Origin of the sequence: Malikia granosa, from assembly GCF_002980595.1 — a bacterium.
Taxonomy (GTDB): domain Bacteria; phylum Pseudomonadota; class Gammaproteobacteria; order Burkholderiales; family Burkholderiaceae_C; genus Malikia; species Malikia granosa.
In genome coordinates, this window is record NZ_PVLQ01000077.1 from 1 (window position 1) to 14,337 (window position 14,337).

A 14,337-nucleotide genomic window follows, 5' to 3' on the forward strand; every position below is an offset into this window, starting at 1 on the left:
TTTGAATATTGCAACAAAGCCGGTCCGATCAGTACAACCTGAACATACAGGTGCTGGGGATACCGCTGAACGATGTGGAAGGCATTCAGCGCGGATCAGTGGAGTCGGGCCAGTTCTCCGTGTTCCAGTTCTCGGGCGAGCGATTGCACAGCGTGATCTCGGTCAATGCGCCGCGGGACATCAAGGTCGCCAAGCGCTGGCTCAAGCAGGGGACTTGTCCGTCTCCAGATGTGATCGCAGATCCATCGGTGCGCCTCGACAAGCTTGAGCGCGCAGCGTGAACCCTTGCGCCAATTGGCAGAGTTCAATCGGTTGTCGCGCCGGCTTTCGCTGAAAGCTCGCGCGAGGCGTCCAGCAGCAGCGCCACAATCTGCTGCACCCGCGCGTCGTCCAGACGGGCGCTAGGTCCGTAGACGACGAGCGACCCCATGACTTTGCCGCCTGCGGCGCGGAACGGCACCGCCATGGCCACGGCGCCCTTGATGAGTTCGTCGCGGCTGATGGCATAGCCCGCCTCGCGGATGCGGGCCAGCCCTTCGAGGTAGGCTGGCTGCTGATTGGGCGGCACCTTGCCATCGAGGTAGCTCGCCGCGTCCTTCACGAAAGCCAGAATCGCTCGCCCGCTCGCGCCCTGGATCACGCTCTCGCTGTGGCCCACGCCGCGCTTGAAACTCAGCGGCTGCGGGCTGGGCATCTCGGCCACACAGACCCGCTCCCGGCCGTGGTGCACCAGCAGCGCGACAGTCTCGCCGGTCTGCTCCCACACGCCACCAGAGATCATTGGTCGTTACCACGCGGAGATCGTCCGCATCCTGAAGTCGCCTGAGATTCAGAAGCGGCTGCACGAGATGGAGTTTGAAGTTGTTGCCACCACACCCCGCGAGTTCAGCGACTGGATCGGCACCGAGATCACGCGCTGGGGCAAGGTCATCAAGAGCACTGGCGCCAAGGTGGAGTGAACTGAGATGAGCACTTCCCGACTGGCGGGGCGCACCGCGCTGATCACTGGCGCTGGTGCCGGCATCGGTGCAGCCGCCGCCTCGATCTTCAGCCGCGAAGGCGCGGCCGTGCTGATGGTGGACGCGAATGCGCAGGCCCTTGAGCGCACGCGCGCCGCGATCGAGCAGGCACAGCCTGGCACGCGGCTGGCTTGCGTCGCGGCCGACGTGGCCGACGAGGCGGCCGCGCACGCGGCGGTAACGCAATGCGCCACGCTTTGGGGCGGACTGGACATCTTGGTCAATAACGCGGCCATGCGCAACTACAGCGCCGCCGCCGATGCCACGCCCGACGAATGGCAGGCCATGGTCGGCGTCAACCTGGTGGGCATGTCCAACTACTGCCGCGCGGCGCTGCCGGCGCTGAGGCGCTCGGGTGTCGGCAGCATCGTCAACGTGTCCTCATGCTACGCGGTCACCGGCCGCAAGGGCATGGCGCTGTACGATGCAACGAAGGCTGCGCAGTTGGCCTATACGCGCACGCTGGCCTTCGAGGAGGCACCGCACGGTGTCCGCGCCAATGCCGTCTGCCCGGGCTCGACGCTGACCGACTTCCACCTCGGCCGCGCGAACCATGCTGGCAAGAGCGTCGAACAGCTCAAGAACGAACGCAAGGACACCTCGCTGGTTGGCCGCTGGGCCGACCCCGCCGAGATCGCCTGGCCCATCCTCTGGCTCGCATCCGGCGAGGCCTCATTCATCACCGGCACCACGCTGATGGTCGATGGCGGCCTGCACATCATGTAAGCCATGGTCACAAAAACTCTGCAGGCGCTCGTCTTCCAGATGCGCCACGAAGCCCCGGGTATCGTCGGTGTCGAACTGCGCCCGGTGCCGCCTGCCGCCGCGTTCCCCGCCGTCGAGGCCGGCGCGCACATCGACCTGCACTTGGGCAACGGCCTGGTGCGCAGCTACTCCCTGGTCAATCCGGGCGAGACCCATCGCTATGCTGTGGCGGTGCTCAACGACCGCCACAGCCGAGGCGGCTCACGCTTCGTACACGAGCAGCTTCGCGTGGGCCAGACCATCGCCATCGGTGCGCCGCGCAACCACTTCCGGCTGGACGAGGCCGCGCCACGCAGCGTGCTGCTGGCCGGGGGCATTGGCATCACACCGGTCTACGCCATGCTGCGGCGCCTCGCAGCGCTCGGGCGCGAGGCGCAGCTCGTCTATTGCGCGCGAAGCCGCTCTGAGGCGGCCTTCCTGGCCGAGGGTGAAGCGCTGGTTGAGACTCACGACTTCCGACTTTCTCTGAGATGTCATTTCGACGACGAGCAAGGTGGCCCACCTGACCTCGAACGCCTGCTCGCCGACCATCCGCCGGGCACCCACTTCTATTGCTGCGGCCCCGGCCCCATGCTCGATGCCTATGAACGCGCCTGCGAGCGCTTGGGCCAGCAGAACGTACACCTGGAACGCTTTGCCGCCACCCCGACGACCGCACCCGCGATTCCCGCCAGCGGCTACACCGTGGAACTGCGCAGAAGCGGCCGAACGGTCCAGGTGCCGCCCGGTGTGACCCTGCTCGACGCACTCATTGAGGCGGGCCTCAGCCCCGACCACAGCTGCCGCGAGGGCGTGTGTGGCGCCTGCGAGACCAAGGTCATCTCGGGCGATATCGATCACCGCGACCAACTGCTGTCCAAGCAGGAGCGCGCAGCCAACAAATCCATGATGATCTGCGTCTCTTCCTGCCGCTCGGGCTGCCTTGTACTTGATGCTTGACGTCAGTATTTCGGTCAGAGCAATCACTCAGTCGCGGCCGACAATGAACCGCTCCGGGAATGAACTGTCCCCCTAGTACTTGGACGGTCAGGCTTTTAAGCGGACTTCAACGTTATCCCAGGACAACCCCCGATTTTCGAAAACCTGAGCTCACTATTGCTCAACGGGTTTGTCTTGGAAACGCATGGAAAAATCCACGGCCTTGACATCCTTGATCAGCGCTCCGACAGAGATTCGGTCCACACCCGTTTCGGCATACGTCCGAAGGTTTTCAAAGGTGACTCCGCCAGATATCTCTAGACTGCATCGCCCTTTGGCCAACTTCACAGAGGCTCTGATGTCTTCGAGAGACATGTTGTCCAGCAACACCATCTTCACGCCAGCGTCGAGGGCCTCCTCGAGTTGCCGAAGGGTTTCGACTTCTACTTGAATGAACGAGACAAGTGACTCGACCTTGAGCGCAGCATTGAACGCAGCAGTCAGTCCTCCAGCCGCAGCGATGTGATTCTCTTTGATCAAAATCGCATCGAACAACCCCATGCGATGGTTCATTCCGCCACCGCATCGCACGGCATATTTTTGTGCCGTCCGCAATCCAGGTATCGTTTTTCTGGTGTCCAGAATGCTCGCGGCAGTACCCTCCACCGCATTGACATACTGAGCCGTCTTGGTCGCAACGGCACTGAGTGTTTGCAGCCAGTTCAAACATGTTCGCTCAGCGGTCAGTAACTCTCGAGCCAGGCCTTGGATCTCAACGACTTTTTGACCAGGTTCACACCGTTCACCGTCATTGAGAAGCCATTGAATCTGGGCAGTAGGAGCGGTTTGACGAAGCACCTCGTTGACCCAGGGACGACCACAGATGACGGCGGATTCCCTGCAGATGATGGTGGCAACGGCCTTGCGATCCGCTGGGATGAGCGCCGCCGTCAAGTCTCCCGTGCCCACATCCTCTTCCAGTGTGCGTTGGACATCCGCGTGAACTTGCTCTTCAAAAGTCTTCATGTGAAAAAGTGTTGGATATGTTTTAGGTTTGCTCAGGAGCAGACTCGTTGCTCCTGATGTTACGACGCAGAACCACAGGCTTCCCGCCCAGTGTGCGTTTGCACATCCAGTGCGCCAAGGCTGAGTCGAGGTAGTCCGCATGACCAGGGAACCAGGTGGCCAGCTCGCTACCCAGTCGGCGGCACACAGCCACGTTGCCGCTGGCCAGTTGTTGCCCGACCTCATGGATGCTTTTCAACACGGCGGCGTGTTCGTTGATGTGACACTCGCTGGCAGGAAAGTCGGTTTCGCACATCCAGCGGTTTTCCATCTCGAAATGCTCTTCACAGTGCCGGGCAAGCGTGTTGAGTACGCCCTCCAGGTCGGCTTCTTCTGCCCGTTGAAGCGCCGCCACACAGTCGACGAACTCCCGGTGTACCAAATCCATGGGTGTGAACCCAAGAAGGTAGCCATCATCCCAACTGATTGCTGAATTCATTGGTCACGTTACTCATAAAAAGGAAACAGTTCTCCCCTGCTCCATGTGGTCAGATGTGGTTACTTGGTGATGAGCAACACGGAGAGCGCGGTCAGCAGCCCCAGCAGCAGACGTCGAAACACGGTTTCACTGAGCCGATGACGAAGCAATCTTCCCATTCGAAGGCCGACGAACATGGGAATCAGGGCGAGGCAGGACAGAGCGACCTCCGTCCAACCAAAGCGTCCGTACCACATCATGGTCCCGTACATGGGTACAGAACCTAGAAGATAGATGATGCTGATGGACCTGATGAACTCGTCTTTGTGCAGCTTGAGTGCCAAGAGGTAGGCAATGAGTATGGGGCCCGTCAAGGTCGAGACGCCAGCCATTACGCCTGCGACCCCGCCAACCAGAGGCCCCATCCACCGCTCCTGGCTAGGGTTCACCCGAAAAGTTGCTCCAACGGCCATCATTCCTACGGCGACCATCACGACGATTGCTAGCAGAACATTGAAGCCCTGCACAGACAAGTTCCTTGTTAAATGGATAGCTGCAAGCGTCGCGACGAACTGGCAGACCAACAAGCCACCAAAACGCCGCAATCCCTCATTCAGCCTCTTGCCTTCAATGGCCTGCCACAGATTCGAAAGCAGGACCGGCATGACGAGCAGTCCCATCGCCCTTGGTGCAGGTAGAAGAAGCGACAGCAAGGGAAGCACCACAAGCGGCAGCCCCACTCCCAGAGTTCCCTTGACCAGCCCCCCCAGCACGATGGCTCCAAAGCATGCGAACCAAAGTACAAGGAGGGACAAAGCAACACCATCGACAGGCATCATTCAGCTTTGAGCTCTGCGTGCTTTCCTGCTTTCGCCATTGCTTGATTTTCTTGCTCGATGACTTTCCGGTAGACATCGCCACCAGCCCCTACGGGTTCGATACCGGCGATCTGGAACTTCTCGATGACATCAGGTAGTTTCACAACTTGTGCAATCTCATCAGCCACCTTTTTGGAGATCTCAGGTGGAGTCCCCGTTCGTGCCAGCACGCCAACGGAGACTGAAAAGTCAAACCCCGGGATGGTTTCTGCAATCGAAGGGGTATCGGAAGCAGAAGCTGAACGCTTGGGTGCGTTGCTGGCCAACACAATGACCTGACCACTTTTTACGAACCCCAACATGGACGGCAAAGCGGCAAACAAGAAGTCCACTTGCCCCCCAACCAGCGCCGGAACCGACTGACTCGATCCACGGAACGGAACGTGGACCATTGAAAGTCCAAGCTCCGACTTCAAAGCTTCCATTGTGAGGTGGTGCGTGCTTCCAATCCCCGAAGACCCATAGGTGAACGCTCCAGGCTCCTTCTTGGCGCGAGCCACAAACTCCTGAAAGGTCTTGACTCCACTTTTAGGGTGCGCCACCAAGAACAAAGGCGAGCGGGCAATCAGCGACACAGCCTGCAGATCCTGTCCGACAGCGTACTTGGCCGCCTTGTTGATCTGCGGAGTAATGGACAGCATGGAGCCATCGGAAACAATGAAGCTATACCCGTCGGCCGGCAGCGCGGCGAGTGTTTGTACCGACACGACGCCGTTACCCCCGGGCTTGTTTTCCACCACAAAGCCCTGCTTCATCCGCTCCGAGAGCTTTTGCGCGATGACCCGCGCCACGGTGTCAGGCAAGCCGCCAGGAGCATAGGGCACGATGAACTTGACCGGGCGGTTGGGGAAGTCACTCGCCTGCGCCTGCGAAAGACTGCACGCAAGGATGGTCGTCACAGCCAAGGCAGCAAAAAAACGTCGTTTCATGGATTGTCTCCGTTGGTGGGGTTGAAGCGAATCAGCAAGCACTTCTGCCTTGCCCCCGGAAAGAGCATGTGCGACAGTGCTTGTTTTTTTATTAGATAACTAAGATAATCAATTTTTCCCTCTTGTTTGCCCTTTGTCAAGAGTGGATACCACCATGTTTTCTAAGCAAGATCACAGACCATGACTACAGACGAGACAATGCGCCCCCTCTTGGTGACCCACAAGGAGTTCATCGCTACAGACACCGTTCTTTTCGAACTGAAATCCCCTGACTCTTTGCCTCTGGCCCGCTTCACGGCGGGAGCGCACATTGCTGTACGGGTTCCCAATGGGGCGATGCGCCACTACTCTCTGTGCAGTAACCCCGATGAGGCAGACCACTATCAGCTCGCGGTCAAACGAGAAGCGGACGGCCGGGGGGGATCGCAGAGTCTGGTCGATGAGGTGAACGTGGGGGATACGCTCATGGCCGGCACCCCAAGCAATTTGTTCGGGCTGAGCGACAAGGCGAAGAGTTTCATCCTCGTAGCGGGCGGCATAGGCATTACGCCGATGCGCGCCATGATCCATTCACTGCGAGCGGAAGGCTTGCGCAGTTTCAAGCTCTACTACCTGACTCGCACACCTGAGTCAGCCGCCTTTCTGAACGAGCTGCGCTCGCCTGAACTTGCCAGCAGTGTGGTTGTCCATCACACCCACGGCGATCCCGCAAAGACATTCGACTTGTGGTCCGTTTTCGAGAAACCTCAGGCGGGTGTGCATGTCTACTGCTGTGGCCCCAAGCGTTTGATGGATGAGGTCAAGGACATGACTGGGCACTGGCCCAGCAGTGCGGTGCATTTCGAGAGCTTCGGTGCGGATACGAAACCCCACGCAGACGACAAACCATTCGAGGTCGAGTTGGCCAAAGCTGGCAAGACGCTACTGGTACTGGCCAACCGCAGTATCCTGGACGCGTTACGAGACCATGGCATCAGGGTGCCGAGTTCGTGTGAGAGCGGAACATGCGGCTCATGCAAAGTCCGGTTGCTCAAGGGTGAGGCGGATCACCGAGATCTGGCATTGCTCCCGGAAGAGCAGGAAGATCACATCATGGTTTGCGTCTCCAGAGCGAAGTCCGACACGCTTGTCCTCGACCTGTGATGGCAACGATGCAACCGATCAAGCTTGGCGTCCTAGGACTTGGACGCGCATTTACGTTGATGATTCCAACCCTCAGCAAAGACCCCCGCATCGATCTGGTCGCTTGCTTCGATACCAATGCAGGTGCTTCAGCGGCTTTTTCGAAAGCGTTCGGTGGTGTCGCGCACACCTCTGCAGACGCACTCTGCGCAGACCCGAACGTCGAATGGATCTATGTCGCAACGCCTCACCAGTTGCACGAAGAACATGTACGTCTTGCTGCCAAGCATGGGAAACACGCGCTCGTCGAAAAGCCCATGGCGTTGTCGCTTTCGGAATGCGAGCGCATGCGGGAGACCTGCGAACAAGCAGGCACACAGCTGATCGTGGGTCACAGCCACAGTTTCAATGCCCCAGTGTTGCGCGCGCGCTCAATCATTGAGTCGGGGCGGTTTGGTCGTGTCCGCATGATTCAAGCCATGAACTTCACCGACTTCCTCTACCGGCCAAGACGTCCGGAAGAACTGGATACAACGAAAGGGGGTGGTGTTGTCTTCAGCCAGGCGGCACACCAGATCGATATCGTTCGATTGCTTGCCGGAGGAGAGGTCGCTTCCGTCTACGCTAGAACCGGGGGGTGGGACCGGCAGCGCCCCACCGAGGGAGCGTACACCGCCATTCTGAACTTTCGTTCCGGCGCCTTTGCCAGCGTGACCTACAACGGGTACGGTTTCTTTGACACCGACCCGTGGATGGGCGGCGTCGGCGAGATGGGGTGGCCAAAGAACACCGACACCCACCGACTCACCCGAGAAAAGTACCTGAGTACACAAGACGAAATTGCCGAAGCCCGTCGGAAAGCCAACCGGAATTTTGGTGGACCGGACTACGTACCAGATCTTAGAGGCGCACCTACCGCCTTTCAACACTTCGGGCCTGTCATCGCCTGCTGCGAACAGGCAGACCTCCGTTTGACGCCCTATGGCGTAGAAATTCACGACGTCCATGGCGTACACCTTGATGCGCTGCCACCGCAGGCGGTTCAACGTTCAGAGGTCGTGGACGAAATGTGGTCAGTGGCCAGGGAAGGTGCAGCGCCTACCCATTCTGGCGCCTGGTCCATGGCAACGATGGAAGTGTGTCTGGCGATCCTCGAATCGAGCAAGAAAGGAGGCGCTATCATTTTGGAGCACCAAGCCGCAGTACCCGCCATTCGGCGTTGACGCTCCCAATGACCAGCAAATCCATAGAAACACAAAGCCTTCTTCATCACTGGCGAGAATCGGTCCCCAACGATCGTCTCGCCCATCTAGTCCGTGATGTTGCGCGGGCTCAGATGCGTGCGCTTCAGTATCGTCTATCACCCTTCGGCGTGTCATTTGGACACTGGACGTTCCTCCGAATCCTTTGGATTCGCGACGGACTGACCCAGAAGGAGCTGAGCGATCTGGCGGGCGTGATGGAGCCGACGACCTTCTCGGCCGTGAAAGCCATGGAGCGAATGGGTTTCATTGAACGCAGGCACCTTCCCGGCAACAAGAAGAACATGCACGTTTACTTGACCGATGCTGGGCGCTCACTTGAACATGTACTTGTGCCCTTGGCGGAAGAGGTCAACGAGATCAGTGCCGATGGACTTCCCGATCGCACGCTTTCTTTGGTGAGGAATGCGTTGGTGAGGATGATTGAAAACTTGGCACATGAAGAAGAAACCCGCGCCACTCTAGTGGGCGACGCGGGCGACTGAAGCGCAGTAGGTCACCAATCTTCGGTTGCTTGCATGGGCAAGAGCGCCTCAGATGCGTAAGCGTCCGGCAAACCCCATCCTGAACTCTGAACCGCCAGCACGGGGGGGCGTGACTGACACTCAGGCGCCGGTGCCGCCGGCGGGCTTCCAGCGGTGCGGCAACAGCTCCTCGATCTGGCTGGCCTTGTGCGTGGGCAGCCGGGTCAAGACGTCCTTGAGGTAGGCATAGGGGTCATGCCCGTTCATGCGCGCCGACTGGATCAAGCTCATGATGGCGGCCGCGCGCTGGCCCGCACGCAGCGAGCCTGCGAAGAGCCAATTGGCCCTTCCTTGGGCAATCGGACGGATCCGGTTCTCGACCCAGTTGTTGTCCACGGGCAGTTGCCCATCGTCGACGAAGCGCGTCAGCGCCACCCAGCGGTTGAGGCTGTAGTCCAGTGCCTTGGCAGTGGCTGAGTTGCCCGGCACCTTCTGGCGCTGCAGCAGCATCCATTCGTGCAGGGCGTCAAGCACGGGCTTCGTCTGCTGCTGTCGTATCGACTTTCTTTCCTCGGCCTCCAGGCCCTTGACCTGACGCTCGATCTCGTAAATCTTGCCGAACTGCTCGAGCGCGAACCCGGCGATCTGGCTTTTGTTGGCTGCGTGCAGGTCGAAGAACTTGCGCCGCGCGTGTGCCAGGCAGCCAGCCTCGATGATCTTGCCCGACTTGAACCCCTCCTTGTAGCCGGAGTAGTCGTCGCAGACCAAGGTGCCCTGCCAGTCGCCGAGGAACTCGCGCGCATGCACGCCGGCGCGCGACTCGCAGAAATCGTAGACCACAGCCTTGAGGTCTTCGAAGGCCCCCGCAGCGTAGGCCCAGAGGTAGGCGCGATGCGTCTTGCCGTTGCCGGGCTTGAGCATCTGCACCGGCGTCTCGTCGGCGTGCAGCACGCCGTGGCGCAGCACCACGGCCTTGAGGGCGTCGACCAGCGGCTGCAGTCGCACGCCGCAGGTGCCTACCCACTGCGCCAGGGTCGAGCGCGGGACGGGGAAGCCGGCGCGTCCGAAGATGGGTTCCAGGCGGTAGAGAGGCTGGTGATCGGCGTACTTGGCCACCATCACATGGGCCACGAGGCCCGCGGTCGGAATGCCCTTGTCGATCACGTGCGGCTCGACCGGCGCCTGCACAATCTTCTCGCACTGGGCGCAGGCCCACTTGCCGCGGATGTGGCGCTCGACGGTGAACGTGCCCGGGACGTAGTCGAGCTTCTCGCTGACGTCCTCGCCGATGCGCTTCATCTGGCAGCCGCAGGCGCAGGTGGTGGATTCAGGGTCGTGGCGGATCTCGCGCCTGGGCAGGTGAGCCGGCAGCGGCCGGCGCTTGGGCTGCTGCTTGGCCTGGCCCTCAGGGGTGGGCGGCGCAAGCGCTTCGAGCTCCTCGGCCACGGCCTGCAAGTCGGCATCAAGCGACTCCTCGAGCAGGCTGCGCTGCTCGGGGCTGAAGCGCTCGGACTGGGCGGCGAACTTGAGCCGCTTGAGCACAGCGTTCTCGTGCGTGAGCTTGTCGATGATCGCCTGCTTGTGCCGCAGGTCGCCCATGAGCCGGCCGAGCATCTCGCGCATCTGCTCGGCGCTGAGTTCGGACAGGGACTCTGGAGCCAGGATCATGGAAACAAGTGTGCCCGATGGCTGCCCTGGCCACCATCGGCATATCCCCCGATTGCCAGGCAGCGCTGGAGTCGTGACGATTCAGATCACGGTGATCACACCGTCCTGGCCCACGCGCTGCCAGGGCAGACCCAGCACGAGGGCATCGAGTTGGGCACGACACAGTCCTGCGTTGGGCTGGCCGGTCGCCGGCCAGACGAACTTGCCCTGGTGCAGCCGGCGCGCGGCCAGCCAGATGCCGATGCCGTCGTGCACCAGCACCTTGAGGCGGTTGGCGCGCTTGTTGGCGAACAGGTAGGCGTGGTGCGGCTGTGCCGCACCAAAGACCGCCACCACCCGGGCCAGGGCCGTGTCGGTGCCGGCTCGCATGTCCAGCGGCTCGCTGGCCAGCCAGACCGCGTCGACTCGGATCACCGCAGCCACTCCCGCAGCCAGGCGGCGCACTCGTCTGCAGCCGACACCGGCCAGTTCACGCTGACCGTCGCCTCGCCACGGCGTAGCTCGATTTGAATGGTCCCTGACGCAGCAGACGGAGCAGGCAAAGCCAGCGGCACGAAAGCCGGTGCAGGCGGCGAGCCACGATCTGCAACAAGTTGGGACGGGTGAGCCTGTGCCGGCAGGGATCGCTTGCGCTCCTCAATGACCCACTTGCGAACCATGTTGGCATTGAGGCCGTTAGCCAAGGCCACGGCGGCAATCGAGACGCCGGGTTGCAAACAAGCCTGGATGACAGAGGCCCGGAACTCGGGGGAATGACGCCGACGCTGGCGGTCGGCTGGGGGGTGGGCGATGTTGGTGTCCATGTGTCCGCGTGTAGATAAGCGGACACAAGCATCCTTCAGGACAAGGCAGCTTTCAAGGTGGGGTTTGCCGGACGGTTACTCAGATGCTGTAACTCTCGTAGGTAGACGGGTGAAAGAGCTCATCCAAACCCACTTTTCTGCACGACAAGCCTTGCGCATGGTGGTGATGCAAGAACGCTTCAATCGTCTTTCGATTGGGCTCCACCCCGTATGACCAGAAGTCGTTTCCAAGCGTTTCACGTGCCGCCTTGAGCTGTTCTTCCACAAACGGCAGCGTTACCTTGGTGGCAGAGGTATCCGCCAAGAGCTCCAAGGCCTTCGCCTTGGATTCACCAAAGGCCTTGAAAACGGCTGCCGGCAACCAGCGGTTCTGCTCTGCGAGCTCTTTGCGAATGCCCACCACGTGCATGATGGGAAAGATGCCTGTCCGCCGGTAGTAGTCCTTTGCCACCGTAGTCGGATCATCGAACAGCCAAGCCACATTTGGGTTACTCAACGCCGCTCCGCTGGGTGGTCGTGGTGCGATAAAAGCATCGATCTCACCTTTGTCGAGCAGGTCGGAGATGGTATGCCCTGCCGGAGCGGCCTCAATGGTCACGCCCGGAGGAAGATCCAGTTTGATCTTCTCCGGACGTCCGGGCGTGTCGATTCCGCCTCTGACCCAGGTCACATCCTCGGGATTCACGCCATAGTCGTCCTGCAAGATCGACCGTGCCCAAACCACCGCAGTCAGTTGATACTCCGGCACGCCAATACGGCAGCCCTTGAGGTCTTCAGGCTTTTTGATGCGGTCCTTCCGAACATAGATAGAGGTATGCCGGAAGGCGCGTGACAGAAAAACCGGCACGGCGATATAAGGGCTCTCGCCTTTGGCGTGCTTGACCAGGTAGCTGGAAAAGGAGAGCTCGGTAATGTCGAAATCCCGGCTCCGCATGGCCCGAAAAAACATCTCCTCGGGATTCAGCAACATGTACACCGGGTCGCATCCATCGATCTGGACACGCCCGTCGTACAGAGCACGGTTTCGGTCGTAGTCGCCCATGGCGACCGATATGTGCAGCTTTGACATCAAGCGTTCGCCCCCTCTGTCACCACGTAGGAGCGATCCATCTCTGGACTGTCCTGACCTTCAAGCCATACGTAGCTCACTTCATGGGTACGCCAGTCGACTGTCTTGGGAATGACGCCCTGGAACGAACACACTTCTTTCGGGATGCGCTTCTCTCCGGTTCCGATGGCCTCGCCTGTCGCCTGGAAAGCTTGAACAGCGTCCACCATCTGTTTGCGAAACTCGACGATGGCCATGTCGCTGGCACCCAGCCGGTCGTGGCTTCGATCGGCGATTTTCCCCATGGTGATCCACATGGCCATATCCTGATTCGGAATGCCGGAGATGCCCGTGAAGTTTCCGCTCTTCATCGCCTGACGGTCTTGCCAGAAGCGATTTTCGTAGTTGCGCAGCGGACGGTATTGCTCATCCAGGTCCACCCCCACGGTCTGGCCCAGGAACTTGCGCCAGGTCGCCGTCTCCGGGGTCTGCGACGGATGACCCCAACCAATGAAGTAGAAGCAGGTATTGGTGTCATCCACCGGCACATTCACGTTCGCCACGTTGTACAAGTTGTTGGGCGGGATCAGCACCGTCCATGGCGCAACGAAAACCGTCGTACGCACATAGTCGTGCGTCTGCGCGTTGAAGATCGGCCGTCGCACCGCAGCGTAACGGAATCCGAAGCTGGCGCGCTGCACTTGCATCCGCGGCGCTTTGTCGGTCGAGGGGCGCAACCAGTTTTTGTCCGTGGCTTTGGCACCATCGACACGCGCAGGGACCATGTCCGAGCTGTGCAGACTCGAGCTGTGGGCAGAGTCAATCGCACCTTCAAGGATCTGAGCCCAGTTCACAGGAATGATCACCTTGGCAACGCTCACACGCGTGTCCGCCGTGGGCGCCCAACGGGGAGGCTCGAACTCCGGCATGGTCTCAGCCGCCCCCATGTAGGCCCAGACGAAACCACCCCACTCCTTGGTCGGATAGGCCTTGTGCTTGACCTTCTCCAGCATGCCACTGGCCTCGGGCTCGGAGGACATTTCCGTGACGTTCCCGTTCACATCCATCTTCCAGCCGTGATAGAGGCAGCGAAGACCACCCTCTTCATTGCGTCCGAACACCAGCGATGCTCTGCGGTGAGGACAGTACTCATCCATGACACCAACTTCGCCGTCCGTGTTTCGGAAAACCACGAGATCTTCTCCGAGGATGCGGGCTTTGACGGGCGTCCCATCTGGCTCGGAGACCTCTTCGATTAGACAGATAGGAACCCAATGCCGGCGCATCAGTTGCCCCATGGGTGCACCGTTTTCAACACGGCACAGCAGATCGTTTTCTTCATGCGTAATCATGGAAATCTCCTGTAAGGATGGGAAAGTGCAAGGAGGCACTGCGTTGAAGTATACTTCGATATCTAAGTATTTTTTCAAGGGTTATCCCTTACCACTGCCTCTGCCAGTCTCTTTGTCTCAGCAACCACCTAGGGCGAAGGCCCTCTACAGCATGAGAAAGCTTCCTTACAAATTCAGTTCGCTCGCGTTTGCGTTCTACATGGCAACCATCATTGCCTTCATGATGTGTCTGCTCCTAACGGCCATCAACACCGGAGTTGACACCCAGTTCATTCAACGGGTACTGAGTACCTACGTAATCGCCATGCCAGTGGCCTTCGCATGCGTCGTCTTGGTACGTCCGCTGGTCCTCTATCTCGTCTCAAAGACCGTGGCCACGAACGCAGGTGACACATGAAATGACTTTGACCTGCCCCCCGCCAAACGTACCACGGTAAACGAGAGAAGTCCGTCAACCCAGGAGAATGACGGACATGAAGAAGAGCAGATTCAGCGAAGAACAAATCATTGGCTTCCTGCGGCAGGCCGAAGCAGGCATGGCCATCCCTGAGCTGTGCCGCAGTGGCGGCTTCAGCCAGGCCACGTTTTACAAATGGCGCGCCAAAGGCTCTGTTGCGTAAATTGAG

At 59.9% G+C, this 14,337-nt stretch carries 18 protein-coding genes and 1 pseudogene; 9 read left to right on the forward strand and 10 right to left on the reverse strand.

Annotated elements, in window-relative coordinates:
- Positions 1 to 8: 8 nt before the first annotated feature.
- The gene (locus C6P64_RS15200; protein WP_170073123.1) at positions 9 to 281 is read left to right on the forward strand and encodes an oxidoreductase C-terminal domain-containing protein; all 273 of its coding nucleotides are present in this window, start codon (positions 9 to 11) and stop codon (positions 279 to 281) included.
- A gap of 23 nt (positions 282 to 304) precedes the next feature.
- On the opposite strand, the gene C6P64_RS18620 is transcribed toward C6P64_RS15200, so the two are convergent.
- Positions 305 to 781 carry an IclR family transcriptional regulator gene (locus tag C6P64_RS18620; RefSeq protein WP_105749400.1) on the reverse strand — a complete coding sequence of 159 codons (477 nt, stop codon included), beginning with the start codon at positions 779 to 781 and terminating at the stop codon, positions 305 to 307.
- Between C6P64_RS18620 and C6P64_RS15210 the strand changes: the two genes are divergently transcribed.
- From C6P64_RS15210 to C6P64_RS15220, 3 genes are read left to right on the forward strand one after another with little or no spacing between them, the layout of a single operon-like run.
- Positions 666 to 959: a tripartite tricarboxylate transporter substrate-binding protein gene (locus C6P64_RS15210; protein ID WP_245911755.1), complete on the forward strand. Its 294-nt coding sequence runs from the start codon at positions 666 to 668 to the stop codon at positions 957 to 959. The two genes, C6P64_RS18620 and C6P64_RS15210, sit on opposite strands and share 116 nt — an antisense overlap.
- Positions 960 to 965: 6 nt before the next feature.
- Positions 966 to 1,745, forward strand: coding sequence for an SDR family NAD(P)-dependent oxidoreductase (locus tag C6P64_RS15215; RefSeq protein WP_105749401.1), 780 nt, complete (start codon positions 966 to 968; stop codon positions 1,743 to 1,745).
- 3 nt (positions 1,746 to 1,748) lie between these two features.
- Complete coding sequence (locus tag C6P64_RS15220; protein WP_105749402.1) at positions 1,749 to 2,723, forward strand: PDR/VanB family oxidoreductase; 975 nt, start codon at positions 1,749 to 1,751, stop codon at positions 2,721 to 2,723.
- Positions 2,724 to 2,876: 153 nt separating this feature from the next.
- Here the strand turns inward: C6P64_RS15220 and nadC are convergent, their stop codons facing one another.
- The 4 genes from nadC to C6P64_RS15240 are packed head-to-tail and all read right to left on the reverse strand — an operon-like array spanning position 2,877 to position 5,992.
- Positions 2,877 to 3,728 (reverse strand): carboxylating nicotinate-nucleotide diphosphorylase, encoded by an 852-nt coding sequence (nadC, locus tag C6P64_RS15225; protein ID WP_105749403.1) that lies wholly within the window; start codon positions 3,726 to 3,728, stop codon positions 2,877 to 2,879.
- A 22-nt stretch (positions 3,729 to 3,750) separates the two neighbouring features.
- A complete protein-coding gene (locus C6P64_RS15230) occupies positions 3,751 to 4,206 on the reverse strand; it encodes a bacteriohemerythrin (RefSeq protein WP_105749404.1) in 456 nt (151 codons plus the stop codon).
- Between the two features lie 59 nt (positions 4,207 to 4,265).
- A complete protein-coding gene (locus tag C6P64_RS15235; protein ID WP_056277443.1) occupies positions 4,266 to 5,024 on the reverse strand; it encodes a TSUP family transporter in 759 nt (252 codons plus the stop codon).
- Complete coding sequence (locus C6P64_RS15240) at positions 5,021 to 5,992, reverse strand: Bug family tripartite tricarboxylate transporter substrate binding protein (protein ID WP_056277446.1); 972 nt, start codon at positions 5,990 to 5,992, stop codon at positions 5,021 to 5,023. The genes C6P64_RS15235 and C6P64_RS15240 overlap by 4 nt, the downstream gene beginning before the upstream one ends.
- Before the next feature lie 180 nt (positions 5,993 to 6,172).
- Between C6P64_RS15240 and C6P64_RS15245 the strand changes: the two genes are divergently transcribed.
- From C6P64_RS15245 to C6P64_RS15255, 3 genes are read left to right on the forward strand one after another with little or no spacing between them, the layout of a single operon-like run.
- Positions 6,173 to 7,135, forward strand: coding sequence for a PDR/VanB family oxidoreductase (locus tag C6P64_RS15245; protein WP_105749405.1), 963 nt, complete (start codon positions 6,173 to 6,175; stop codon positions 7,133 to 7,135).
- An 8-nt stretch (positions 7,136 to 7,143) separates the two neighbouring features.
- Positions 7,144 to 8,337, forward strand: coding sequence for a Gfo/Idh/MocA family protein (locus C6P64_RS15250; protein ID WP_308331090.1), 1,194 nt, complete (start codon positions 7,144 to 7,146; stop codon positions 8,335 to 8,337).
- An 8-nt stretch (positions 8,338 to 8,345) separates the two neighbouring features.
- Complete coding sequence (locus C6P64_RS15255) at positions 8,346 to 8,861, forward strand: MarR family winged helix-turn-helix transcriptional regulator (RefSeq protein WP_056277456.1); 516 nt, start codon at positions 8,346 to 8,348, stop codon at positions 8,859 to 8,861.
- Positions 8,862 to 8,981: 120 nt separating this feature from the next.
- Here the strand turns inward: C6P64_RS15255 and tnpC are convergent, their stop codons facing one another.
- From tnpC to C6P64_RS15280, 5 genes are all read right to left on the reverse strand, one after another.
- Entirely contained in the window at positions 8,982 to 10,508 is a 1,527-nt protein-coding gene (gene tnpC / locus C6P64_RS15260; protein WP_105749406.1) for an IS66 family transposase, read from the reverse strand.
- A gap of 81 nt (positions 10,509 to 10,589) precedes the next feature.
- On the reverse strand, positions 10,590 to 10,922 hold the full coding sequence (gene tnpB, locus C6P64_RS15265) for an IS66 family insertion sequence element accessory protein TnpB (RefSeq protein WP_146115946.1): 333 nt from the start codon (positions 10,920 to 10,922) through the stop codon (positions 10,590 to 10,592).
- Positions 10,919 to 11,311, reverse strand: a complete 393-nt coding sequence (gene tnpA, locus C6P64_RS15270; protein WP_105749407.1) for an IS66-like element accessory protein TnpA — start codon at positions 11,309 to 11,311, stop codon at positions 10,919 to 10,921. Before tnpA ends, tnpB begins: the two co-directional genes overlap by 4 nt.
- Positions 11,312 to 11,390: 79 nt before the next feature.
- Entirely contained in the window at positions 11,391 to 12,380 is a 990-nt protein-coding gene (locus tag C6P64_RS15275) for a substrate-binding domain-containing protein (protein WP_056277459.1), read from the reverse strand.
- Complete coding sequence (locus C6P64_RS15280; RefSeq protein ID WP_105749408.1) at positions 12,380 to 13,711, reverse strand: Rieske 2Fe-2S domain-containing protein; 1,332 nt, start codon at positions 13,709 to 13,711, stop codon at positions 12,380 to 12,382. The genes C6P64_RS15275 and C6P64_RS15280 overlap by 1 nt, the downstream gene beginning before the upstream one ends.
- A 151-nt stretch (positions 13,712 to 13,862) precedes the next feature.
- On the opposite strand from C6P64_RS15280, the gene C6P64_RS15285 reads away from it, so the two are divergent.
- Together C6P64_RS15285 and C6P64_RS15290 are read left to right on the forward strand one after the other, a co-directional pair.
- A complete protein-coding gene (locus C6P64_RS15285; protein ID WP_056277463.1) occupies positions 13,863 to 14,108 on the forward strand; it encodes a DUF2798 domain-containing protein in 246 nt (81 codons plus the stop codon).
- 76 nt (positions 14,109 to 14,184) lie between these two features.
- Positions 14,185 to 14,316, forward strand: a pseudogene (locus C6P64_RS15290) (transposase); the annotation flags it as partial.
- Positions 14,317 to 14,337 lie beyond the last annotated feature (21 nt).